We start from the raw sequence: 21,727 nt of genomic DNA on the forward strand, positions 1-21,727 counted from the left end.
GACGATGCCTGGCCTTGGAGTCTTCCCAAGGGCATTGAGAGCCCGATGGCGGGCGTCCGATGGCGCTTCGATGTAGCCGCACCGGATCCAGCAAGGGCCAGGTACCACGCCCAAACCCGGGGCGTGAGCTGCGCACGATGCCTCGACATGGTGACGCCAGCCGAGTGTCCCGATAGCGGACATGGACGGCGTCCACTGATCCTGTGCAATCTGCCTCAACGCTCCGAATCGTTCGAGACGGAATGCTCGCCTTTATCGAAGTTCCGGCGTGGTCCACCGTAGCCATATCGGGGGCACTCCGTCGACTCGCCCTCGACGAGTGTGAACGTCTGCTTCCGCTGCACCCTCTGGCCCCCTCCATTGCTTGTCGCAAAGGTCTTGTAACCGGCCTTGGTCACGCACCAATTCCAGTAGTAGAACTCCGCCCCATGCAGCACGATGGCCTCGACGCGCCACTCCTTCTTCGCATCGAATGTCGCCACGCCGTGTTCGTCCGTGGTGTCGGACACCCGACTGCGCTCCCGGTTGTACGGATTGGAGCTCGCGACGAGTTGCACCGTCGCATCTTCAATCGGCCTTCTGCTCTCGTCGGTCACCACCACCGTGGACCGGGGCTGCAAGGTCTTGTACACGGGATAGGGAATGCAGCCTGAGGTGAGCAGGGCGACGCCTAGAAGTGCACTTCGCATGCAACGCTCCTGGGTCATGGCTCGAATGGTTCTTTATGCCCGTGAGACGTTGCCGACTGCGCTGATCATGCATGCGCGGAGAGAGGTGGGTGTCCCGGATGCCGCTGGACGTCGAACCGCGACGCCTGCGGAACGGAACGGTTACAGCTAGAAGCGCTGTGCCCACAACTCGAGGTCACCGCCCTGACTACCGAGCCCACTCGAACACGATGCGCGGTTGGCGTTGTCGTAATCGTAGTGAGGCACGCAGTACAGGGCTTCCCCCGTTGCCAGAGTAACCGCCAATTGCCGCACGTGATCCAGGCCGCAGCGGACATGACGCACTGAACCTTTCCGCGGCGAGCCGTCGACCGTGCCCGTCAGATCCAGCGACTCCGCATCTTCGGCGCCGGACATCGTGATCTCTCCGACGTACGGTCGACCGCCGCGTGAACCGATCACACGGTAATCGCCGCGAAGCCATGTGACCATCTTCGCATCGTTCCCGGTCGCGTCGACACAGATGGAAGCGGGCGAAACCACTGGAGGGGTCCCGGCAGAGAGCGCCATGACGAGAACCAGGGTCATCTCCATCACCGCACTCCTGAGGTGAGATCAACCCGCAGACCTGTCGGGCACAAGGCTGTCGGCTTGGATCGCGGGTACCCGAGCTTACCTTTGCGCGGTGTCCTCCGCGCCGTTCCGAGCGGCCTGTCCCTGTCGCCGCTCACGGCTTGGACACCGGATCCCGCTGCGACCAGATCACCGAGATGATTTTCCAGCCCTCGTCGGTGCGCACCAGATGCCACATCTCGCGGCCCCAATGTTCTTGCTTGCCGTCGAACATGAAGGCGTAGTCGAAGTTCACGGAGGCGATCTCGCCGTCCGTGTCGATCGCGAGGTTCCGGAACACTTCCTCGATGGACCCCGAATCCGGCGCGACCGTCCTGTCGATCATGGACAGGTAGTTGTTCTCCGGCCACCGCACCACCCTGCGCGCCTCGGGCACGATCTTCTTGAGTCGGGCGACGCGAGCATCGTCGTCCACGAGCTGCCACGTCACATGCTCGGGCTTGTCGGAGAAGAACAGCTTGACGAAGGTCTTCTTGTCCTTCTTTACGATCGAGGTGCGGAACGCCTCCACGACCTCGCGAATGGCGGCCACGTCCCTGGGATCGTTGGGTGCGGCCCACGCGGGTTGCAGGCAGGCTGACAGAGTAAGGAGAGCAAACAGCACGAGCTTCTGTGGGGTCAGCATGTGATGTCTCCTGAGTTGTGGGGCGAGGATAGGGTATTCCGCGCGGCGACATCGGGCTGGGCGGGCTCTACGTGCTACTGGTCGGTGTCCTGGATGCTTGGATGTTGGACTTAGCGCTTCTACATGCTTGCAATGGTACCCAAGTGCAGTCCTTGGCTGCCGCAGGGCAACGGCGCCTGAGCGACGGATTAAGCCTCACGCGCGTTGAACACCCGAAGTTGATAGTCCTGATCCAAGAATGCACTGAACTCGACGTACACTCGCGACAAGTGGTGTTCTCCGCTTGCTCGCCGAAACGTCGGCGTGGTTCTGGATAGGAATGCCTCGTCGTACACGAAGTTCGAACCGCTCTCTGTCCTCCAGAACTGTGAGTAGGAACCTTCATTTGCGGTGAAGTACTTCGCCATCTCAGAGCAGGTGAGGTAAACGACCACACAGCAGCGACTACTCGAGGCCAGAGAAGCCATCCGACTCACGTCCTTAAACAGAGCGCCAGCCTTCTGGGGCTTGGGTGACGAACTCCTCGAAACGCGGTGGAACTTGAATTCTATGAAAGCTTCGGGACGACCGTCCGCAGGGAGAATGTATGTGTCTACCTCTTTGCCAGGGAACTTGGGATGCGGTAGTTCGAGAACGATTTCATGTTGCTTGATCGAAGTTGTTTCGAGTACGGCCAGGAAGAACGCGTAGCGAACACTATCTTCGGTCAGATGCTGTCGATTTTGGATACGCTCATTAAGAAATAGGGCGAACTGCTCGTAGGTAGAACCTTGGAATAGTTGCATTAGCGTGGCAACGTTAAATTAAGCGGCGCCATCAGACGTCCGCTCGAGAGAGGTTTGAAACGCTTTGAGCTTCATCTTTTCGTGCTCAGGGACTAATGCCATGAGACGCTTAAGCGTTGCGGCGGAGATTTGGTACTGACCGTTTTTTGGGCGACGTTTGTTTAAGACCAAGGACCAGACACGTGAGCCAGCGCCGTTGTAGATCTCCGTGAATGATCCGTCGCGATGCAAACGCAGCACAAGCAAATGTTCTGGCTCAGCGGTGACCGATACTCGAACACCTTGCGTGGCCTTGATCTGTACGCTCTTGCCATCACGCACACCGTCGTGGCGTTCAAAGGACGCTCCGTGCAGAGTAATTCCGTAGTGGTGTGCTGCGTACGCCTCTCCGAGGCTACCGACCATATGGCCGTCCGGCGTGAACTTGCGCCCAGGAAACATGGCTTCCAGCTCAGCCACCGCGCTGTAGATGGAACGCACAATCTCAGGAAAGCGAGTTTCGTCCATTGATTGAAGCATCTAAGACCGGAGTTCAGCCGGGTTGTTGGGGTGCATCGGGGACACACGCAATTTGCGGGTTGTATCAGAAACGTCCCCTCGAATCTCACCGCTTGGTGGGTGTCCCGGATGCCGGCAGATGTTCCACTCTTAGTGAGAGTCCCAAGTCCCTGATGCTTCGCGAACGCCTTGTTCCCGGAGGCTCTGCCCCGCTAGACGGCGCCGCCATGCTCTTCGATCGCTCCGATCGACTGAGCGGAGTCGGATGTCCCGGCATCAACGAGATCGGTGCCGCATACCAGCACACCGCAGCCGTGCTCCGGATCCCAGTCACACTCCAGCTCGAACCCCAGGTAAGGAAGACCTGCTTTGGAATGGGGGAAAATGCGGACGAACGAGAGATCGACATTGGCCGTAAGCTGCTCGACGGACTCGATCTCGTTCAGTTCCTCGTCGTCGATCCCGTACTCCGTGCGCATGACGACAATGTGGCCGAGGATTCCCCGGAGCACCACGTCCCTTGCTTCTGCCTGGTGTTCCACTAGCCAGAGAAGGGCGCTCTCGTAGCGTTCGCGAGAGCCGAGCTCTGGATCGGCCTCGTCGCTTTCGGACTCGAGGACAAGGATGACATTCGCGCCATCGCAGCCATCCCGGGTGTTCTCCGAAGAGAATCCTTCCCACGTCTCAAGACGGAATCGGCAGACCGTCTGATTCAAGTCATCGTCGAACCGGAAGGAGAGCGTCGCATCACCAAGGCTGATATCCACCGAATCCTCCTTCATGCAGTTGAATGACAGAGTCCAGCCGCCTTGTAGCGGCGATTCGGCTAGGTGGCAAGTTGTTCCGACCGCCTGATCAAGCGGCGATGCGATGTCGGCTGCAACGACCGTCAGGCATCACTTGGTTGACCCGAGCTGCTAGTTCGAGACACGTCGGGGGTGAGGAGTCGATGGCGAGCCGTGGTCATGACCCGCATGGTCGGATGCCTCGACGGCTACGTCTGTAGGAGATCTTCGACTTTGCGGGTCAGGGAAGATCGGAAAAGTGGGTGTCCCGGATGCGATGCTGCTCGGATGCTGCTAAAAAAGTGGGTGTCCCGGATGCCGCGCCAGGTGTCCCGGATGCCGCGCCACCGGCCGCTCAGCGCGTCGGTGCCGCACAGCCACGCACGGCGAACGCAGCGCGAGATGCAGTGGTAGAAGCCGGATTCGTCCGGGGCGACGAGTCGATGGCGAGCCGTGGTCATGGCTCGAATGGTCGGATGCCGCGACCGCTACGTCTGTAGGAGATCGTTGACTGTGCGGGTCAGGGAGGAGCGGAAAAGTGGGTGTCCCGGATGCTGGCGAATGGCTTGAAGGTTGTTCGGATGGAGGAACTTCAGCTTCCGGACGAGCCGCCTCAGCAAGAGTTGGCCTTTGGTCCTACCTCAACTGATTACCCTGCGCCGCCTACGCCTCCGCCTCAGTGATGTAAGCGAAGTTGATTCCTAAGCCAATATCAGGGTCGCTTTCCATCCATGTGCTATGTTTTTTAGGTCACGCGCTGGATGCGTGACGCCGCCATCGGTCAGGTGTTCAACGCGCCGGGCAGTCCTTGGCAAAACGGTTTCGTCGAGAGTTTCAACGGCAAGCTGCTGCGCGGCGCCTGGATCGATCCGAAGCACGACATGCGTGTGATTGCTCATCACGGCGTAGGCGTAGAGCCCGACTGCGAAGATGTCCGCCAGTTCAAGCAACCGTTGCTCGACCCAGTCACGACGATGCCCCAACGACCGGCCGCTCAGTGCGTCAGTACCGCACAGCCAGGCACGGCGCACGCAGCGCGAGATGCAGTGGTAGAAGCCGGTTTCGTCCGGGGCGACGATTCGATGGCGAGCCGTGGTCATAGCTCGCATGGTCGGACGTCACGACGGTTACGTCAGTAGGAGATCGTCGACTGTGCGGGTCAGGGAATATCGGAATAGTGGGTGTCCCGGAAGCTGCTCGGAAGCTGCGGAAGCTGTCTTCCCGGAAGCTGTCTGTTGTCCCGCCCAAGGCCGCTCCAAGTCAGAGCGACTCAAGCTGAGCGTCAGCTAGTCACCTCTCGGGCACACCCGATCAGCCTGGGCTCGAATAGCGCGCCACCAACGCTTTCGAAGAATTGTGCGTCCCACCGTGAGCCAGACGCGTTCCAGCGGAGAATGTTGTACGAAATCGCTGAGTTCTCTGCACCCAGCGAGCTCCCACATCCGACCGCAGTAACGGGCACCGGACGTCGATTGCGCAGCTCAATTCCTTTTGTGAGGTATCGCGCCATGTGCTTATGGCCATGGAGTACAACAGAGATCCGAAGACGCGCGCACCACTCCAGGAACTCTTTGGCATCTTCTAGGCGCAAGAATCCCTCTTCACGACGCCCCAGAATGCGACTCACCAGTCCTTTGGCCTCGGGCGCTTTCGTGTAAGGGAAAGGATGATGATGAACCAATACAACGCGAAGGTACGATTCAACTTCGGGCCGTGCTGCAAACTCGGCGTTGAGTTCAGCACCCAGTTCGGTGAGCTGTTGCTGTGTAACTCTGCCTTTGGCAAAGTCCCCTTCAAGTGCAGAGTTGACACCGATGAAAATCACGCGCATGCGGCCGTCGACGGTTACCCTCGTCACGGGAACCTGTGCGACTTGCTCAAAAGTTCTTCCGATATTGCCCAAGTACCTCATATCGTGGTTGCCAGGTACTACCACGAGCTGCTCCTTAACCATTGCACGCAGAGTGGTGCGAAACGCCTGAAACTGCACAAGGTCGCTAGCGCGCGGGTTGTCGAGCAAGTCACCAGTAATCGCGATTCGGTCCACGTCCCGCCCGATGCGCGTCAGCTGTGTCTGAAGCATTCCAAGATTGGCAGCAGCGTCCTTCCGGCCGAAGTGCAAGTCGCTGAGATGAAGAATCGTAGCGCCACGTTCGTCCCCTTGCCTCCGGAGAAGCTCGTGCAGAGCATTGCGGTCGCCTCGTTGAATCGCCTCAAGCAGACTAGCTCGAAACTTGCTACTGAAGTCCATCTCGGAAACGAACCGGGCATCTCCATCCGGAGTCCAAAGCAGAACCCCAGCACCGCGTGCTTGTTGGAGGACGGCAGCGGGCGGCAGCATATCTACTACGTTTGGGGATTCGTGTCCGTAGTCACCCACCGGTAGCAACACCAGAGCGTCGCCGCCGGATTCAAGTGCGAAGTCCCTCGCCGAGAAAGCCTCCCATCCTGCGGTTACGAGTGCGTAAAGTCGGTAGCCTGTTAGCTCAGCACGGATGTCTCGGAGGCTTTCCTCCACTTCCTCAGAGGAAGCGAGACGTCTTCTGATTCCCGCCCTCTCAACCCGTTCCATGGCGTCGCACGCCGCACGACTCATGTACTCTGGCCAGTCCGGGTCTCGGGAGATTAGCCACCCGGTGTGCCTCGCGTGACTTATCGCGCCGAGAAATTCCCAGAGCTGCTCCGCGTCCACGCGCGGAGCTTCGGCGGCGATGGTTGTCGCATAGGCGACAAGGTTCGTATGTCGAGAATAGAACTGGAATCCCATTGCTCCCCCCGATTCGCGTTCAGTTAATGTCGTTATGAACGACGCTGCATCAGTCCGCCCAACGTCTGAATAAGCCGTGCCGCAAAGCGGCAGGGATTTCGTTCAAAAAATTGGAAACCCGCAAACTAGGCACATATTCGTTCGTAGTCGACGGGGCTCTGGTAGTCCGGTGCCGGGTGTAGGCGCTGGCAATTGCAGAAGTCGACGTAGCGGCTGATCGAAAGCCGCAGGTTGCGATCGGTGGCAAACACGCTGGGCGGTAGGGGTCGGACTTCATCGTCTTGTTCCACGATTCTATTTGGGCTCTGTCGTTCATACAATGCGGTCGATTCACCACCGGAAATGTGCGTTTCTTAGATGCCTACCCGGGCCAGGGAGAGCAAGAAAGTGAGTGTCCCGGATGCTGCTGAGCTGAGCCGGACCCAGCTAAAGCCATGATTAGAAGCCAACCGGGATCGGTCATAGCGGCCTAACGCCAGAAAGCGGAAAAGTGGGTGTCCCGGATGCCCACGTCAGCGCAGTCTCAGGCGTCATCTTGCGTAGAGCCTCTTCATTTCATTCATCAGCTCCGATGTGTCTCCGATGGACAGGTTCAACGTAATCTTCCGCTGTTCCTCCGGTTTCTGAAGTGCTTCGACGACATTTTCGAAAAGGCTCGCGGAGAACCCTTCAAGCTGCGATATTGACTCAGCGACAACTGCTTGCGTTAGCGAGATCGCCTTCTTGAATTCATCATCGACAATGACTCGGTTGAACTCAAGTGCCCAGCTGAGGAGCTCTTCGTATGCATCTGACACACGCTCCGCCAAGTGCCAAATCCGGCCTATGTCGCCTGGCTCTCCCGGCTTTCCCACAGCCACTTGCATGCCTCCGTTTACAGCCTTTGTCAACTGCTCGACCGTTTGCCCCATTTGGGCAACCTTCTCTTGGATCCAATCCATAGCTGCCGCTCGGCTCTTCAGTATAATCGAGCGCCCTAAACTAATTCCAAGCTCATAGTCGTATCTCCTTGCTTTGTGAAGCGCCATGCACTCTTGCAAAGCCCTTGCGAACGCCTTGAACTCCCAAGCGTAGGGCTTCTCTACATATATGCGCAGCGTTTGCGGCCCCAGCGCGATCACAGACTCGTCGCGCGTTTGTAGCCGTGACCTTAGCTCCAAGCAATCGGACAGCAGAAAACTGAGTTGCTTTCGCATGACTTGCGAGATGTCTTGAGCGCTGTCAAATGGAAACACCCACAAGTCGCCCGAACTTCGGAGACCTGACACAAACTCAAAGAGCTTAGGCGTATCAACGCTGGCTTTGAAGTCTGCCTCGGGATTTGCTTTCCACGTCGACAACAACGTGATGATCTCGCGCTTGACGAATACGTACCGAGGAATGCCTCGGGCTGAAGCCTCTAGGAACTCTAGATTGGTCACCGACTTTCCCGCCTCGGTCACTGACCCGTACCGATTGCCCACGATGAGCAAGAAGATGTCCGCACGAGACCGGACGATCTCCAAGCAGTTGCTGACGGTGTCGAGCGATGGATCGACGGGGAAGGAGTCCAGCTCGGAAAGAATCGGCTCCAGTCCAAGCGACCTACTGAACTCGGCGAGATCTGTCCGAACCTGGCCCAGGTCGTAGCACGTCGAACTCACAAAAAGGGTCGTCGGGTGACCTTTAGGCATGACTATCCTGTATGTCTAACGCCTTAGTTAAGCCGTGCCGCAAAGCGTTGTCGGCTTGAATGAATTGTCAGTTCGCGCTTGCGGCCGCACCCTGAAGTCGCTCCAGCTTTCTCAGTTTTTGGACTAAGAGCCTTGCTCCACTCTCGTCCACGAACTTCTCGTACATGACGGCGCTGTCTCTAAAATACAGATCTAGGCGATTCATGACGGCTCTTAATGCGGCGAGCATCTCCTCTACTGAGGTTCTGCTAATACCGCTCAGAGGAACAAAATTGCGATTGCTGAGGTAGTCGCGATCCTGATGAGCGATGCGCTTGTTTCGATGCTCGCGGGCGAAATCCGCTGCAGTCAATGCTTTGTCACAGAGATTCTGCACCTCGCCCCGCAACTCTGTATCGGTGATTAGCGGAGGGAGAGACTGGATTGTAAGATTCTTTTTCTTGCCTGTGGTTGGCGGGTCGGTCATCCGAGAGACACCCAATAGAACACTGTCCCACAGCTCGTCTTGAACGATTTTGAAGAACAGTCCAGAGGTCCGATTAAGCAGGTGGACCGTGTCAGGGTCGCGGCCAAAAAGATGGCGGTACTGTTGCCAAAGAACGTGAAGTTCCACGAGCTTTCGGTGCAGCTCATAGAAGCTGGCCCCAAGCTCTTGTCCCATCACGGAGATGTACTCGCTACGGACTTCATCCATGGAACGAGTGACCATTGATGTGCGCCCAAACTGCAAGTAGAGCCCGAATACGGGGAATAGCACCGATGGTTCAGTAGGTCGCGGCGTCCGTCAAGCCGGTTTCCTACGCGCGATCAAGCTCTTGTCATCTCGACGTGAGGCGCCGCCTACCTGAACGTCGTCGCGCTATCCGACGAAGGCAGGGTGATATGCGCTATCACGACGAGTCCGCGGTGATACCTATGGCCGCTGACGCAGCGGGCGAAACCCGACTCTTCGACAAAGTTCGACGTCGCATGCGGCTCAAGCGCCACAGTCTGCGGACCGAGGTGGTCTACTCGGGATGGATGCGCCGGGCCATCATCGCGAACGAACGCCGGCATCATCTGGAAATGGCGAGTGTCGAGGTCGAGGTATTCCTGAGCGCACCGGCAGTCGAAGGAAATGTCGCGGCGAGCACGCAGATCTAGACGCAAAATGCTCAACCGCGGCGGCCGTGGCGTGATCAGCCCGCTCGAACAAGCGCGATGATACGACGCGACCTCAATCCCGGCGCTTCCACACCACACAAAAATTGTTCGCCGGCATCGCATGCGTCGCGACATGCATGAAGCCGGCACGCGCCGCGAGCGCATCGACGACTTCGAGATCGCGCAGTCCCATGTGCGCGCCGCGCTGCTTCAGCGAGGCATCGAACGCCGCATTGCTGTCGCTCGTGAACGTGCCGCCGACATTGAACGGGCCGTAGACGGCGAGCACGGCGTCGGCGGTGGTCACGGCGGGCAGGTGGGCGAACAGGGCTTCGACTTCGGGCCAGCCCATGATGTGCAGCGTGTTGGCGCTGAACACAGCGTCGTGGCGGGCCTGCGGCCAGTCCTCGTTGCCGACATCGAGCACGAGCGGCGCGGGCGTGTTGGGCAGCGCGGTTTCGTCGAGCCATTGGCGCAGGCCGGGCAGGCTCTCGTCGCGTTCGCTGGTCTGCCAGGTGAGCCACGGCATCGCGGCGGCGAAGTGCACGGCATGCTGGCCGGTGCCGCTGCCGATCTCGAGCACGTGGCGGCGATCGGCGAACGCTTCGCGCAGCACGCCGAGGATCGGTTCGCGGTTGCGTTCGCTCGCGGGGGCGAACGGCTTGTCGGTCGGTCTCATCGCGTGGCCTCGCCGGGTGCGGGTTCGTTCGGAGGCACGGGTGCGACATCCGACAACGGCGGTTCGCTCGGCACGGGCGTGGCGGCGAGCGGACGCAGGCCGACCGTGGCGCGCCAGCCGATCGCGAGGCCGGTCGCGACGAGCACCGCCGAGAGCAGGAACGCGGCGCCCGGCAGCTGCACGCCCGTGTGCGGGCCGATGAAGTACGCGAACACCTGCGTGAACAGGAACGGGCCGAACACGGTGGCGAGGCTCGCGAGGCTGGTCATCGCACCTTGCAGGCGGCCTTGCTCGCGCGGATCGACCTGCTGGGTGACGATCGCCTGCGCGGTCGGACCGCCGAGGCCGGACAGCGCAAGCAGCGGGATGCCGAGCAGGAACACCGGCCACACGCTCGCGAACGCGAGCGTCGAGAAGCCCGCGATGCCGAACGCGAGGCCGGCGAGCATGACGCGGCGCTCGCCGAACATCGGCACGACGCGACGCACGAGGCCAGCCTGCACGATCGCGCTGCAGATGCCGACGAGGCCGAGCGTGAAGCCGACCTCCTTGGCGCCCCAGCCGTAGCGGTAGTCAGCGTAGAGCACGAAGGTCGAGTTGAGCGAGAACTGGGCGAGGCTGACGAGGAAGAACACCACCGCGAGGCCGAGCACCTGCGGGTGGCGCTGCAGCATGCGCAGCGCGCCGAGCGGGTTGGCGTTGCGCAGCTCGAAGCGTTCGCTGCGACGATCGCGCGGCAGCGACTCGGGCAGGATGAACCAGCCGTAGGCGAAGTTGGCGAGCGCGAGGCCCGCGGCGACCCAGAACGGCAGGCGCACCGAGACGTCACCGAGGAAGCCGCCGAGCGCGGGGCCGATCACGAAGCCGATGCCGAACGCGCCGCCCATCATGCCGAACGCGGCGGCGCGCTTCTCCTTCGGCGTGACGTCGGCGATGTAGGCGTTGGCGGTGGAGAAGCTCGCGCTCGCGATGCCCGAGACGATGCGGCCGATGAACAGGACCGGCAGGGTCTGCGCGAGTGCCATGACGACGAAGTCGACGCCGAGCGCGAAGTTCGAGGCGAGGATGACCGGGCGGCGCCCGAAGCGGTCCGACAGCGCGCCCTGCACGGGCGAGAACACGAACTGCATGAGCCCGAACAGCGCGCCCATGATGCCGGTCCACTTGGCCGCGGTGCCGATGTCGCCACCGGTCATCGCCTGCACGAGGTGCGGGAACACCGGGATGATGATCCCGAACGCCAGCATGTCGAGCGCGACCGTGATGAAGATGAAGACGACCGCGGCGCGGCGCACCGGGACGGTGGGGGCATCGGTCATGAAGAGCGCATCACGGGCAACGGAAGCGCCGCGGACGATACACGATTGCGCCCGCCACCGCGGCGGACGCGCTGACGCGGCTGGTCAGGCGCGCGGGCGCGGGACCGGGTGCATCGCGTCGATCGGCATCACGACCGGGCCCGCGACGCGGTTGCGACCGGCGCTCTTGGCGCGGTACAGCGCGGAGTCGGCGGCCTCGATCCAGTCGCGCAGGCCGGCATGGCCGTCGACCGCCTCGGCGACACCGATGCTGATCGTCACGCGCAGCTCGGCCGCGCCGGGCAGCACGGCATCCTCGACGTCGGCACGCAGGCGCTCGGCGAGCTGCACGGCCTGGCGGTAGCGCACGCCGGGCAGCACGATGCCGAACTCGTCGCCGCCGTAGCGGCCCGCGTCGGCGGCGTTGCCGATGCGGTCGCGGATCACCGTGGCGACGGCGCGGATCACCTCGTCGCCGAGCGCGTGGCCGCGCGAATCGTTGATGGTCTTGAAGCCGTCGATGTCGAGCATGAGCAGCGAGGCCGCGGCAGCGCCGGCATGGCGCTGCTGCAGCACCTGGGCGGCGTGGTCCTGCCAGGCGCGGCGCGCGGCGAGGCCGGTCAGGCCGTCGGTGCGGCTGAGCTCGTCGAGCATGCGATTCTGGCGGCGCACCTTGCGCACGAGGCGGTAGCTCACGAGGCTCACCGCGATCGTGTGCACGACGAGCATCGGCATGCAGGCCACGATGACCGGCATGCTCGTGAACGGCTGCCACGCGAAACCGGTCAGCACGCCGGCGACCACGCACGCGATGAACATGCCGAGACTCGACCACAGCCACAAGCGCGGGATGCCGACGGCGATCTTGTCGACCGTGGACAGCGTCGCGAGCAGCAGGCTCGGCAGCAGGTTGAAGTGCATGAGCGGGATCCACAGCCCCGCGAGCGCCGAATCGACCAGCAGGTTGCGGCATTCCGCGGTGTAGGGATCGCGCGACCGCGCGGCGACGAGGTAGGCGATCTGCGACCACGCGATGGCGGTGCCGAACAGCAGCACCCACTGCCACACCGGGGCCGACAGCTCGTGCAGCACGGAGGCGATCGCGACACCGGCGAGACCCATGCCTAGCATGCGCAGGCGATACACGCGGCGCGGCAGCCGCGCGAGCTCGGCATGGTCGCGCTCGCTGGGCACGCGGGTGGGATCCGCGCGCGGATACACCGCCTCGGTGACTGTCTCGTCGGGTACGCCGGATGGCCGCATGCCTGGAACCTCCGCCGGGCAGTCTAGACCGGCCGGATCGCGTGCGCACGCCATGTGTCGCCGATCGGTGGCCGCTGGTCAGGGGTGGGCATCCTCAGGGTTCCCGGGAATGCGTCTTCGTGCATCTGTGCACAATGCGTCTTCACGGTGACGCAAGCGCCGGTAGCAGACAGGCGAGCCACGATCGGCGCTCTACGGCGTGATGAGCCCGGCTGGCGATGAAATTGCGCCCGGCATCAGGGCGACCGTGTCGTGCGGATCGGTATCGGAACGGTTACGTCTGACGGGGTGGCTTCGTCACCGACGACATCGCGCCGGCGAACAGAAACCTCGTCGCCCCGGCGAAGGCCGGGGCCCAGTGTCTTTCGATGTAACGATGACTTGAATGCAAAGGCTGAGAAGCAGGCCCGTGCGGATCGGGGCATACGCCAGTCATCACGCAGGCGCTGGGCCCCGGCCTGCGCCGGGGCGACGAATCCAAGCGGATCGACATCGTCGCGGCGGCGCGTGCGCGACTGCAATGGCTCGACGCGTCCTCCGCGGTGGTGTTGTGCTTGAGTCCCTCTCCCTCCGGGAGAGGGGTTGGGGAGAGGGTGCGGGATCGTGACCACGTCGGATCATCGTCGCGATCCCGGACCCTCATCCGGCCCTGCGGGCCACCTTCTCCCGGAGGGAGAAGGGAGCCAACGCGCGCAGTGCCGTGTTGTCGCGAGAACGAGTCGGCATACCGGCCTTCGTCATCGAAGGCTGATGCGGCAACGCTTCCCCTGCCTGCGATGTTGCCCGTCACGGCGGAATCGCCTGCGGCGGTTCCGCCCTACGTTTGAAACGGGTCAGGCCGATCGGGCACGGTGATAGGCCACGAGCGCGTTCGCATGGCCGTGCCCGAGGCCGTGGTCGGATTTGAGCCGCGCGACCTGTTCCATGTGCTTGAGATCTTTCATGCCGTCGATCACGCCGAACCAGTGGGCGACCGGCTTGCCGTACTTCGCCTCGATGGAGGGGAAGTAGGAGGCGGGGCCTTTGACCGTGTCTTTCGCTGCCGGCTTGGTGGCCATGGGTGCTCCGATCGTGGGGACGGCCCAGCTTCGCACGGGGCGATCCGCTGGCCGACATGCGCGTCGTGGATTCCGTAGGCCATGGCCGTGATGAAGGCGAGGCGGAGGCGACAGGCGCGGCGGAATCGCCTGCGGCGGTTCCGCCCTACACGAGCGACGCGAGCGGCCGTTCCGTGGATGCACCGCGACGCGCGGCGCACCATCTGCAGCTCAGCGGCGCAGCGAGTCGATGTCGATGAAACGCAGGAATTCGGCGCGGGTGCGGGCGTCTTCGCGGAAATCGCCGAGCATCTGGCTGGTGATCATCGAGACGCCGCGCTTGTGCACGCCGCGGGTGGTCATGCACTGGTGCACGGCGTCGATGACGACGCCGACGCCGCGGGGCTTGAGCACGTCCTCGATGCAGTGGGCGATCTGTGCTGTGAGCTTCTCCTGCACCTGGAAGCGGCGCGCGAAGCCGTCGACGACGCGGGCGAGCTTGCTGATGCCGACGACCTTGTCGGTGGGCAGGTAGCCGATGTGCGCACGGCCGATGATCGGCGCCATGTGGTGCTCGCAGTACGACTCGAACTCGATGTCGCGCAGGACGATCATTTCGTCGTAGCCGGCGACTTCCTCGAAGGTGCGGCGCAGGTAGTCGGCCGGGTCGTTCGCGTAGCCTGCGAACCAGTCGCCGTAGGCGTCGACGACGCGCTTTGGCGTGTCGAGCAGGCCTTCGCGCGAGGGATCCTCGCCGGCCCAGCGCAGCAGCGTGCGTACGGCCTCCTCGGCCTGCGCGCGATCGACCGGGACGAGGGCGGGGGACTTCTTGGCGCGCTTGGCCATGGTGATCGCGGACGCTCGTGAGGGTCGCGCAGTTTAGCAGGCGCGCGCGGCCGGCCTCAGCGCGCGCGCGGCGGGCGCTTCATCGACGGTGCACGTCGCGCGGGCTTCTCCGCTGAGGCACGGCGCGCCGGCTGGCCTTCGAGCGGCGCGAGCACCCAGGCCAGCGCGACGAAGCGGCCGTCGTCGTCCTCGCCACGCGGCTGCTGCAGAAGGTCCATGAGGCGGACGAGCAGCGTGTTGATCTCGGCGAGGTCGTCGCGGTTCACCCAACCTTTCCCGCGTGCAGCCCACAGTTCGCGGTGCGGACCTTCGACGACGGTCGCGGGATCGGCCAGCGCGCGGCGGAAATCGCGCTCGGCCCCGCGCAGTGCGCTCGCGGCAACCCGCGCGACGGCTTCGGCGTTCGCGGTTGCGCCGGGCCTGTAGCGCAACGACAGGCGTTCGCCCGCACGCACGCGGCTGCGGTAGCGGCGGCCGTCGGGGGTGTCGTGTTCCTCGACGAGGCCGCCATCGGCGAGCTGGCGCAGGTGGTAATAGAGGCCGTCGGCGGCGCGACCAAGGCGTTGCGCGAGCTCGGCGACGCTGAGGGCTACACCACCGGTCGCCTCGAGCGTATCGACGATCTCGATGCGCGTCGGCGAGGCGAGCAGACCGATCTCGGCGGGATCCTCGAGATGCGTGCGCGTGCGGCGTGCCATCGGTCACGTTGCCTTGTTTGAAAATTTCAATGATTATTCAATCAACGCGGCCGTGCCGCAACCCTCGACCGGAGGCCGTGGATGGCCCTTTCCTCCCTGATCCGCCTCGCGACGTGGTGCATTACTGCGCTCGCCGTGCTGGCTGCGACCGGCGCCCATGCGGCCGACGCGGCCGAGGTGTTCGCGCGCTTCAAGGCCGCGAGCGGCGGCGAGCGCTGGGACACGGTCACGACGTTGCGCAGCATCGGCACACTGCAGGCGGGCGGCCTCGACGGCGAAGTCACGTCGCTGCAGGACCTTCGCACGGGACGCTCGGCGGACCGCTACACGCTCGGCCCGATCACGGGCGCGAACGGTTTTGACGGCGCCCATGCGTGGTCGCAGGATCCGGGCGGCGAGGTCGAGAAGCTCGATGCCGTTGACGCGAAGCAGCGCGCGCGCAGCCAGGCCTGGCTCGGCGCGCGCGGCTACTGGTACGCGCAGCGCATCGCCGAGGCGACGCTGACCGAGCCCGTGCGGCGTGAGCGTGAAGGCCGCGCGCACGACGTCGTCGTGGCGACCCCGCAAGGCGGCGACCCGCTGACGCTGTGGTTCGATGCGGCCACTCACCTGCTCGTGCGCGTCGAGGAGCGCGATGGCGCCGGCACTTCGGTGACGACGCTGGCCGACTACCGCGAGGCGTCCGGCGTGCGCGTGCCGTTCCATGTCGTCGGCGACACGCTCGATGCGCAGGGCCGCGCCGAACCGCGTGCACGCACCGAGGTGCACTACGCGACGGTCGAAGTCGATGCGACGCTCGACGACACTGCGTTCGCGATGCCCCAGATGGCGCCGACCGCGCGCATCGTGGCCGACGGCGGCATCACGCGCGTGCGCTTCGATCTCGTCAACCACCACATCTACGCGGACGGCGCGATCGACGGCAAGCCCGCGCGCTTCCTCGTCGACACGGGCGGCGCGAACCTGCTGACGCCCGAGGCTGCGAAGCGCTTCGGCCTCGAGGGCGAAGGCCGCATCGCGGGACGCGGTGTCGGCGAAGAGGTCGTCGATGTCGCATTCGCACGCGCGAAGGAGTTGCGCCTCGGCGACGCGGTGCTCGAGACACCCAGTTTCGTGATCATGTCGCTCGGCGATCTAGAGGCCGTCGAGGGCGTGACGTTCGACGGCCTCGTCGGCTACGAACTGTTCCGGCGCTTCGGCGTGACGATCGACTACGCCGCGCGCACGCTCGAACTCGCCGAGCCCGAACGCTTCGTGCCACCCGCGAACGCACATGCCGTGCCGTTCGTGTTCAACGAGCGCATCCCGATCGTGCAGGGCACGCTCGATGACGTCCCGGGGCGCTTCAGCCTCGACACGGGTTCGCGCGTGTCGCTGAGCCTGCACTCGCCGTTCGTGCGCGAGCACGGGCTCGTGAAACGCTACGCGGCGCGCGACGAAGGCATCATGGGCTTGGGGTGTCGGCGGGCCGTCGCGCGGGCTGCCGGTGCGCTTCGGCACGCTCGTGCTCGGCGACCTCGCGATCGGCGGCATCGCGGGTGACCTCTACACGGGCGACAAGGGCGCGTTCGCGACGCCCGACATCTCGGGCAACCTCGGCGGCGGCGTGTTCAAGCGCTTCACGCTCGCGTTCGACTACGCGAAGCGCACCGTGCATTTCGCGCCGAACGCACTGTTCGGCCAGGCCGATGCCTACGACCGCAGCGGCCTGTTCCTGCTCGGCGAAGGCGACGCGCTGCGCATCGCCGACGTGACCGCACACAGCGCCGGCGCGAAGGCCGGCCTGCGTGTCGACGATCGCATCCTGTCGATCGACGGCGAGAAGATCGCGCCACGCACGCTCGATGCGTGGCGCACCTTGCTGCGCGAGACGCCGGCCGGCACGCGACTGAAGATCGAGGTTGTGCGTGCGGGCGCCGTCACGATGCGCGAGCTCGTACTGGCCGATCGCATCCCGGCCAGGGCCGCGAAGAAGCCCGCGCGCTGATCGCGCAGGGCGACGACCGAAACCTCAGTCGACGCGGCAGAACACCGCCTTGAGGTAGCGCGACTCGGGCACGTGGGCCTGCCACGGATGATCCGCGCCGGCGCCGCTGACCTTGAGCACCTGCACGGTGCGGCCCGCGTAGAACGCGGCGCGGCGCAGCATGTCGAGGAACTGCTCCTCGCTGACGAGGCCCGTGCACGAGCAGGTCAGCAGGATGCCGCCGGGTTTCACGGCCGACATCGCGAGCTTGTTCATGTCGAGGTACTTCTTGAGCGCGGGGATGACCTGCTCGCGGTCGCGCGTCATCTTGGCCGGGTCGAGAATGACCACGTCGAACTTCTCGGCGCGGTTGTTCGCGTAGTCGCGCAGCCAGTGGAAGATGTCGGCCTGGACGAACTTCACCTTGACCTTGTTGAGCCAGGCGTTCTTGGCCGCGACCTCGAGGATCTCCTCGTCGAGATCCACGCCGACGACTTCTTCCGCGTTGCCGACGGTCTTGGCGTAGATCGCGAAGCCGCCCGAGTTGCAGCACAGGTCGAGCACGCGCTTGCCGTCGCAGAACGCGGCGAGCGCCTTGCGGTTGTCGCGCTGGTCGGCGAAGAAGCCGGTCTTGTGCTTGGTGCCGGGCGCGGCGTGGAACTGCACGCCGTGCTCGTGGATGACGCTGGGCTTGGGCATCGGCGGCACCGCGCAGTCGAAGCTCTCCTGCTTCTGCACGTGCTCCTCGGCGTAGGCGTAGATCGCGCTGCCCGGGAAGTGCTCGAGCAGGCAGCGCTTGATCACGTCGCGCTGGCGGAACATGCCGGCCGAGAAGTATTCGATCACGAGCGTCTCGGCGAAGCGGTCGACGACGAGGCCGGACAGGCCGTCGCCCTCGGAATGCACGACGCGGTAGGCGTCGGTGACCTCGTCCAGGCGCAGCAGGTCGCGGCGCAGCGCGACCGCGTCGGCGATGCGGCGGGCGAAGAACGCCTCGTCGACGGCCTCGTCCGGATCGGCGCTGAGCACGCGCAGGGCGATGCGCGAATGGCCGTTGTAGAAGCCGCGGCCGGCGAAGGTGCCGTCGCGGTCGACGATCTCGACGATGCTGCCGGGCTTGGGCCGCGGCTCGGGTTTCTCGACCATCTTCTGGAAGATCCAGGGGTGGTTCGAGCGGCGTTCGATCTTGAGCCGCACGAGCGGCAGGGAGTCATGGGCATTCATCGGCGGCATGATACGCGATGCCCCGGCGGCCCCGGCCTGGCACGGGCGAGCCCTGCCGGGGCGTGAACGGATCGACGCAGGGACCATGACATCGGTCACGCCTTGGGCTAGAGTCGCCGCGAGTTTCGAAGGGGAGTAGCCCTCCCGCTGCCTTATCGTCATCACGGACCGCCCCGCCGGTCCCGGTACGGCAGGTGGAACGCGGTCCTCCCCGGCCGCGCTCCGCGGGCAAGACCTTCGCCGCATGACGGCGAAGCTGTGCCCGGAATCCGACCCCGAGCCCCGCGCGCCCCATCGGCCCCGCGGGGTTTTTCGTTTTCCGGAGCAGCCAATGCAAACGATCGGTTCGGGTGGTCTCTGGGTGGCGTTCGGCCTCGTGGTCGTGGTCGCCCTGATCGTGGATTTCGTGGTCCTGCGCGCGAGCGGCGCACACAAGGTGTCGTTCAAGGAAGCCGCGCTGTGGAGCATCGCGTGGGTGATCCTCGCGCTGCTGTTCAACCTCGGCCTGTGGTGGTGGCTCGACGGCCACCAGGGCCGCGAGGTCGCCAACGACGTCGCACTCGAGTTCCTGACCGGCTACGTGGTCGAGAAGGCGCTCGCGATCGACAACATCTTCGTGTTCCTGCTGATCTTCACGCGGTTCAAGGTCGACGCGGAACTGCAGCAGCGCGCGCTGATGGTCGGCATCCTCGGCGCGATCGCGCTGCGCGCCCTTCTGATCCTCGTCGGTGCCGCACTGATCGCGCGCTTCCACTGGATCCTCTACATCTTCGGCGCGTTCCTCGTGTACACGGGCATCAAGATGGTCAAGTCGCCCAACGACGAGGCCGACTTCGAGGGCAACCCGCTCATGCGCTGGATGCGCGGGCACCTGCGCCTGACCAACGAGTACCACGGCACGCGCCTGAGCATCATCAAGGACGGCGTGCGCCACTTCACGCCGCTTTTCGTGGTCATGGGCCTGATCGCGGTGACCGACGTGATCTTCGCGGTCGACTCGATCCCGGCGATCTTCGCGATCACGACCGACCCGTTCATCGTGCTGACCTCGAACGTGTTCGCGGTGCTCGGCCTGCGCGCGCTGTTCTTCCTGCTCGCCGGCATGGCCGAGCGCTTCCACCTGCTCAACTACGGCCTCGCCGCGGTGCTCGTGTTCATCGGCATCAAGATGCTCATCATCGACGTCTACAAGATCCCGATCGGCATCTCGCTGGGCATGGTCGCGCTCATGATCGGCGCCTCGCTCGTGGCGAGCCGCCTCATCAAGCCGCGTGACGAGGCGCATTGAGGATCGCGCAGGTGCGCCGGTTTGGGCCGGCGTGTTTGCGACGCGACGAAGGGACGACCGTCTGCACCTCATGTCTTGCGTCGATATGGACGGCGACGACCTGGAGGAATGACCGACCCATTCGAGTCACCGTCATCCCGGCGAAAGCCGGGATCCCCTTGGGCATAGCCCGACATTCAGCGACGGTTGTAAGGGAGAGCGTCTCGACACCATTCGGGTGCGCTGCAAACTTGAGCCAGCGCAAACAATCTGACGCTTGAGGGGATCCCGGCTTTCGCCGGGATGACGGTGACTTTAAGTTCCGCGAGGCATCGCGAGCAGCAAACCTGCTTCTTCAGCAGCTCGTCCTGACGCCAGCCATGCCCGACACGAAGGCACTGGGCCCCGGCCTGCGCCGAGGCGACGAAGCTCACTTCACGGGACGGCACGGCACGGCCAGGGCTCGGGTCGGACAGGCCCGGGGTCAGGTTCATTTGCCTGACGAATGCCTCGTGACTCTGCTGCGCATCGGGGCAAATGAACCTGACCCCAGCTTGCGGCGGACCTCGAGCGAGCGGCGGGTCCGCCGCCGTGTCCCGATCACCTACTCACGACATCGCCGCAAGCGCGGCGGGCATCTCGCAGGCGTGCGAATCGAGTTGGGAGGCGGCGACGACGCGGTTGCGGCCGGCGCGCTTGGCGGTGTGCAGGGCGACGTCGGTGGCGCGCAACAGGTCGCCGACGCCCGGGGCGCTCGCGTCGAGCGTGCCGACGCCGATCGAGGCGCGCAACGGCACGGGCCATCCGCTGATCTCGAAACCCGAATCGGCGATGCGCTGGCGCAGCATCTCGGCCAGGGTGCGCGCGGCGGCTTCGTCGGTATCGGGCAGCAGGGCGACGAACTCCTCGCCGCCCATGCGCGCGAGGATGTCGTCGCCGCGCAGGTTCTCGGCGACGATGCCTGCGAAGCGGCACAGGGCCGCGTCGCCGGCCTCGTGGCCGAACTCGTCGTTGATGCGCTTGAAGTGGTCGATGTCGAGACTGACGATCGACAGCGGGCGGCCCCGGCGGACCGCGTCCACGTACGCACGATTGGCCAGTTCCGCCAACGTGTGGCGATTGTAGACACCGGTCAGCGGGTCGCGCGTGGCCAGCCGGGTCACGTCGCGGGCGAGGCGGTCGCCGACCATGAGCATGAAGGCCGAGGTCGCCACGACCGGCATCAGCGCGGCGTAGGTGAACACGATGCCTTGCAGCGTGGCCGCCGGTGCACCGTCGAAACCGACCGCGGCGGGCTGCACGACGACGCGCGCCGCGAGCAGGCCGGCGCCGACCACGAAGATGCCGCCGAGCAGCTGTTCGGCACGCGTGCGCACGCCGTGGCGGCGTCGCAGCGCCGACAGGCCGAAGCCGACCAGCAGGATGATCACGAGCGAGACGAGCACGATGCGCAGCGCCAGGCTCGGCCAGAACCACGTCAGCAGCGCCTCGCCGACCAGGGTGGCCACGACGAGGCCGGCGAACAGCGGCACGCGTGCGGGACGGCCGTTGAACAGGCGCAGCGCATGCATCTGGAACGCGAACGTGGCCACGAGCAGGGCGTTCGCGAAGACGATCGAGAAAAGGTCGTGGATCTCGCCACGCAAGGCGAACAACACGTACGGCAACGGCTGCAGCAGCAGGCCGTGGACCCATGCGCGCACGGGACCGGCGACTTCGGCCGGGTAACCACGCGCCGCGTAGGCAACGCCGAGCCCGACCAGCAGGGCCAGCGTCGCGGCGAGACTCATGGCGGTGGGGATGTCGAGGTGCATGGGTGGAGAGTCCCAAGCAAGTCCCGCGCCATGATCACGGACCGGCCTCGGTTGATGC

At 64.3% G+C, this 21,727-nt stretch carries 20 protein-coding genes and 1 pseudogene; 5 read left to right on the forward strand and 16 right to left on the reverse strand.

The annotated features are described in order from the left end of the window. Nucleotides 1–215 precede the first annotated feature (215 nt). The 5 genes from ACQQ2N_RS06175 to ACQQ2N_RS06195 form a co-directional block, all read right to left on the reverse strand. Nucleotides 216–689, reverse strand: a complete 474-nt coding sequence (locus ACQQ2N_RS06175; protein WP_440224821.1) for a hypothetical protein — start codon at nt 687–689, stop codon at nt 216–218. A gap of 147 nt (nt 690–836) precedes the next feature. Continuing rightward, nucleotides 837–1,262, reverse strand: a complete 426-nt coding sequence (locus ACQQ2N_RS06180) for a hypothetical protein (protein ID WP_440224822.1) — start codon at nt 1,260–1,262, stop codon at nt 837–839. Between the two features lie 133 nt (nt 1,263–1,395). Beyond that, entirely contained in the window at nt 1,396–1,926 is a 531-nt protein-coding gene (locus tag ACQQ2N_RS06185; protein ID WP_440224823.1) for a nuclear transport factor 2 family protein, read from the reverse strand. 803 nt (nt 1,927–2,729) lie between these two features. Next, nucleotides 2,730–3,218, reverse strand: a complete 489-nt coding sequence (locus ACQQ2N_RS06190; RefSeq protein ID WP_440224824.1) for a DUF6998 domain-containing protein — start codon at nt 3,216–3,218, stop codon at nt 2,730–2,732. Nucleotides 3,219–3,421: 203 nt separating this feature from the next. Further along, nucleotides 3,422–3,976 carry a DUF6985 domain-containing protein gene (locus tag ACQQ2N_RS06195; protein ID WP_440224825.1) on the reverse strand — a complete coding sequence of 185 codons (555 nt, stop codon included), beginning with the start codon at nt 3,974–3,976 and terminating at the stop codon, nt 3,422–3,424. 767 nt (nt 3,977–4,743) lie between these two features. On the opposite strand from ACQQ2N_RS06195, the pseudogene ACQQ2N_RS06200 reads away from it, so the two are divergent. Next, a pseudogene (locus ACQQ2N_RS06200) lies at nt 4,744–4,887 on the forward strand (integrase core domain-containing protein); the annotation flags it as partial. Between the two features lie 389 nt (nt 4,888–5,276). Here ACQQ2N_RS06200 and ACQQ2N_RS06205 read toward each other — a convergent pair. From ACQQ2N_RS06205 to ACQQ2N_RS06215, 3 genes are all read right to left on the reverse strand, one after another. After that, nucleotides 5,277–6,761, reverse strand: a complete 1,485-nt coding sequence (locus tag ACQQ2N_RS06205) for a metallophosphoesterase family protein (RefSeq protein WP_440224826.1) — start codon at nt 6,759–6,761, stop codon at nt 5,277–5,279. 530 nt (nt 6,762–7,291) lie between these two features. Beyond that, nucleotides 7,292–8,434 (reverse strand): DUF4062 domain-containing protein, encoded by a 1,143-nt coding sequence (locus ACQQ2N_RS06210; RefSeq protein ID WP_440224827.1) that lies wholly within the window; start codon nt 8,432–8,434, stop codon nt 7,292–7,294. 67 nt (nt 8,435–8,501) lie between these two features. Next, nucleotides 8,502–9,143 carry an AbiU2 domain-containing protein gene (locus ACQQ2N_RS06215; protein ID WP_440224828.1) on the reverse strand — a complete coding sequence of 214 codons (642 nt, stop codon included), beginning with the start codon at nt 9,141–9,143 and terminating at the stop codon, nt 8,502–8,504. Between the two features lie 206 nt (nt 9,144–9,349). Here ACQQ2N_RS06215 and ACQQ2N_RS06220 point away from each other — a divergent pair, with 206 nt between their 5' ends. Next, nucleotides 9,350–9,577, forward strand: coding sequence for a phage integrase N-terminal SAM-like domain-containing protein (locus ACQQ2N_RS06220; protein ID WP_440224829.1), 228 nt, complete (start codon nt 9,350–9,352; stop codon nt 9,575–9,577). Nucleotides 9,578–9,650: 73 nt separating this feature from the next. On the opposite strand, the gene ACQQ2N_RS06225 is transcribed toward ACQQ2N_RS06220, so the two are convergent. The 6 genes from ACQQ2N_RS06225 to ACQQ2N_RS06250 all read right to left on the reverse strand — a co-directional run bounded on the left by ACQQ2N_RS06225 (nt 9,651) and on the right by ACQQ2N_RS06250 (nt 15,398). After that, nucleotides 9,651–10,256: a DUF938 domain-containing protein gene (locus ACQQ2N_RS06225; RefSeq protein WP_440224830.1), complete on the reverse strand. Its 606-nt coding sequence runs from the start codon at nt 10,254–10,256 to the stop codon at nt 9,651–9,653. Continuing rightward, nucleotides 10,253–11,575, reverse strand: a complete 1,323-nt coding sequence (locus ACQQ2N_RS06230; protein ID WP_440224831.1) for a TCR/Tet family MFS transporter — start codon at nt 11,573–11,575, stop codon at nt 10,253–10,255. Before ACQQ2N_RS06230 ends, ACQQ2N_RS06225 begins: the two co-directional genes overlap by 4 nt. An 84-nt stretch (nt 11,576–11,659) precedes the next feature. Further along, nucleotides 11,660–12,817: a diguanylate cyclase gene (locus ACQQ2N_RS06235; protein WP_440224832.1), complete on the reverse strand. Its 1,158-nt coding sequence runs from the start codon at nt 12,815–12,817 to the stop codon at nt 11,660–11,662. Nucleotides 12,818–13,650: 833 nt separating this feature from the next. Next, a complete protein-coding gene (locus ACQQ2N_RS06240) occupies nt 13,651–13,875 on the reverse strand; it encodes a DUF4287 domain-containing protein (protein ID WP_440224834.1) in 225 nt (74 codons plus the stop codon). A gap of 210 nt (nt 13,876–14,085) precedes the next feature. Continuing rightward, on the reverse strand, nt 14,086–14,700 hold the full coding sequence (folE, locus tag ACQQ2N_RS06245) for a GTP cyclohydrolase I FolE (RefSeq protein WP_440224835.1): 615 nt from the start codon (nt 14,698–14,700) through the stop codon (nt 14,086–14,088). A gap of 56 nt (nt 14,701–14,756) precedes the next feature. Next, on the reverse strand, nt 14,757–15,398 hold the full coding sequence (locus ACQQ2N_RS06250) for a helix-turn-helix domain-containing protein (protein ID WP_440224836.1): 642 nt from the start codon (nt 15,396–15,398) through the stop codon (nt 14,757–14,759). An 81-nt stretch (nt 15,399–15,479) separates the two neighbouring features. Between ACQQ2N_RS06250 and ACQQ2N_RS06255 the strand changes: the two genes are divergently transcribed. Next, nucleotides 15,480–16,940 carry an aspartyl protease family protein gene (locus ACQQ2N_RS06255; RefSeq protein WP_440224837.1) on the forward strand — a complete coding sequence of 487 codons (1,461 nt, stop codon included), beginning with the start codon at nt 15,480–15,482 and terminating at the stop codon, nt 16,938–16,940. Then, nucleotides 16,885–17,385 (forward strand): PDZ domain-containing protein, encoded by a 501-nt coding sequence (locus ACQQ2N_RS06260; protein WP_440224838.1) that lies wholly within the window; start codon nt 16,885–16,887, stop codon nt 17,383–17,385. Before ACQQ2N_RS06255 ends, ACQQ2N_RS06260 begins: the two co-directional genes overlap by 56 nt. A gap of 24 nt (nt 17,386–17,409) precedes the next feature. Here ACQQ2N_RS06260 and ACQQ2N_RS06265 read toward each other — a convergent pair whose 3' ends face one another. Then, nucleotides 17,410–18,588 carry a class I SAM-dependent rRNA methyltransferase gene (locus tag ACQQ2N_RS06265; protein ID WP_440224839.1) on the reverse strand — a complete coding sequence of 393 codons (1,179 nt, stop codon included), beginning with the start codon at nt 18,586–18,588 and terminating at the stop codon, nt 17,410–17,412. 331 nt (nt 18,589–18,919) lie between these two features. Here ACQQ2N_RS06265 and ACQQ2N_RS06270 point away from each other — a divergent pair, with 331 nt between their 5' ends. Continuing rightward, nucleotides 18,920–19,876, forward strand: coding sequence for a TerC family protein (locus tag ACQQ2N_RS06270; RefSeq protein WP_440224840.1), 957 nt, complete (start codon nt 18,920–18,922; stop codon nt 19,874–19,876). A gap of 587 nt (nt 19,877–20,463) precedes the next feature. Here ACQQ2N_RS06270 and ACQQ2N_RS06275 read toward each other — a convergent pair. Then, a complete protein-coding gene (locus tag ACQQ2N_RS06275; RefSeq protein WP_440224841.1) occupies nt 20,464–21,669 on the reverse strand; it encodes a GGDEF domain-containing protein in 1,206 nt (401 codons plus the stop codon). Between the last annotated feature and the right edge of the window lie 58 nt (nt 21,670–21,727).

The organism is Dokdonella aquatica, assembly GCF_051987395.1.
GTDB lineage: Bacteria > Pseudomonadota > Gammaproteobacteria > Xanthomonadales > Rhodanobacteraceae > Dokdonella.

Excerpts from the sequence above, each read along its gene's own strand:
- ACQQ2N_RS06175 (WP_440224821.1), bottom strand. The coding sequence starts at position 689 with ATGCGAAGTGCACTTCTAGGCGTCGCCCTGCTCACCTCAGGCTGCATT.
- ACQQ2N_RS06180 (WP_440224822.1), bottom strand. The coding sequence starts at position 1,262 with ATGGAGATGACCCTGGTTCTCGTCATGGCGCTCTCTGCCGGGACCCCT.
- ACQQ2N_RS06185 (WP_440224823.1), bottom strand. The coding sequence starts at position 1,926 with ATGCTGACCCCACAGAAGCTCGTGCTGTTTGCTCTCCTTACTCTGTCA.
- ACQQ2N_RS06190 (WP_440224824.1), bottom strand. The coding sequence starts at position 3,218 with ATGGACGAAACTCGCTTTCCTGAGATTGTGCGTTCCATCTACAGCGCG.
- ACQQ2N_RS06205 (WP_440224826.1), bottom strand. The coding sequence starts at position 6,761 with ATGGGATTCCAGTTCTATTCTCGACATACGAACCTTGTCGCCTATGCG.
- ACQQ2N_RS06210 (WP_440224827.1), bottom strand. The coding sequence starts at position 8,434 with ATGCCTAAAGGTCACCCGACGACCCTTTTTGTGAGTTCGACGTGCTAC.
- ACQQ2N_RS06215 (WP_440224828.1), bottom strand. The coding sequence starts at position 9,143 with ATGGTCACTCGTTCCATGGATGAAGTCCGTAGCGAGTACATCTCCGTG.
- ACQQ2N_RS06220 (WP_440224829.1), top strand. The coding sequence starts at position 9,350 with ATGGCCGCTGACGCAGCGGGCGAAACCCGACTCTTCGACAAAGTTCGA.
- ACQQ2N_RS06225 (WP_440224830.1), bottom strand. The coding sequence starts at position 10,256 with ATGAGACCGACCGACAAGCCGTTCGCCCCCGCGAGCGAACGCAACCGC.
- ACQQ2N_RS06230 (WP_440224831.1), bottom strand. The coding sequence starts at position 11,575 with ATGACCGATGCCCCCACCGTCCCGGTGCGCCGCGCCGCGGTCGTCTTC.
- ACQQ2N_RS06235 (WP_440224832.1), bottom strand. The coding sequence starts at position 12,817 with ATGCGGCCATCCGGCGTACCCGACGAGACAGTCACCGAGGCGGTGTAT.
- ACQQ2N_RS06240 (WP_440224834.1), bottom strand. The coding sequence starts at position 13,875 with ATGGCCACCAAGCCGGCAGCGAAAGACACGGTCAAAGGCCCCGCCTCC.
- folE (WP_440224835.1), bottom strand. The coding sequence starts at position 14,700 with ATGGCCAAGCGCGCCAAGAAGTCCCCCGCCCTCGTCCCGGTCGATCGC.
- ACQQ2N_RS06250 (WP_440224836.1), bottom strand. The coding sequence starts at position 15,398 with ATGGCACGCCGCACGCGCACGCATCTCGAGGATCCCGCCGAGATCGGT.
- ACQQ2N_RS06255 (WP_440224837.1), top strand. The coding sequence starts at position 15,480 with ATGGCCCTTTCCTCCCTGATCCGCCTCGCGACGTGGTGCATTACTGCG.
- ACQQ2N_RS06265 (WP_440224839.1), bottom strand. The coding sequence starts at position 18,588 with ATGAATGCCCATGACTCCCTGCCGCTCGTGCGGCTCAAGATCGAACGC.
- ACQQ2N_RS06270 (WP_440224840.1), top strand. The coding sequence starts at position 18,920 with ATGCAAACGATCGGTTCGGGTGGTCTCTGGGTGGCGTTCGGCCTCGTG.
- ACQQ2N_RS06275 (WP_440224841.1), bottom strand. The coding sequence starts at position 21,669 with ATGCACCTCGACATCCCCACCGCCATGAGTCTCGCCGCGACGCTGGCC.